Origin of the sequence: Colwellia sp. 75C3, assembly GCF_002836255.1 — a bacterium.
Classification (GTDB): Bacteria; Pseudomonadota; Gammaproteobacteria; order Enterobacterales; family Alteromonadaceae; genus Colwellia.
The window spans coordinates 1-512 of sequence record NZ_PJAU01000012.1 but is presented as its reverse complement, the minus strand read 5'-3'; the positions used below and the strand labels follow the sequence as shown (position 1 = coordinate 512).

Here is a 512-nt window from a genome sequence, read left to right as displayed (position 1 = left end):
AATAACCTACACTTAATTTATCATTGTTAAGTGCGGTTATTCTTATGCCTAAACCTCGTTCACAGCAAATTAGTTTACTCGACACTCCTTATTATCACATTTGCAGTCGCACGGTACGAAAGGCGTTTTTGTGTGGGGTAGATAAAGAAACAGGTGTCAGCTTTGAACATAGACGTGCATGGATTGAAAAGCGTATTTTTCAATTAGCTCGAGTGTTTGCTATTGATATTTGCGCCCATGCGGTGATGCATAATCACTTACACTTGGTGCTGTATGTTGACAGTGAACAAGTAAAGAATTGGTCTACTGATGAAGTACTTAAGCGTTGGCATCAGTTGTTCAAAGGCACCTATCTCACCCGACAATATCATAACAAACAACCCCTTGATAAGTTTCAATTAGCCATGGTTGAAAGCTCAGCAGATATTTATAAAAAACGACTAACCGATATCAGTTGGTTTATGCGTTCACTGAATGAGCCAATAGCGCGACAAGCCAACAAAGAAGATAAG

General features: G+C 39.3%; 1 pseudogene. It reads left to right on the top strand.

The window, feature by feature from the left end:
- Positions 1-44: 44 nt before the first annotated feature.
- Positions 45-512, top strand: a pseudogene (locus CXF85_RS00090) (transposase); the annotation flags it as partial.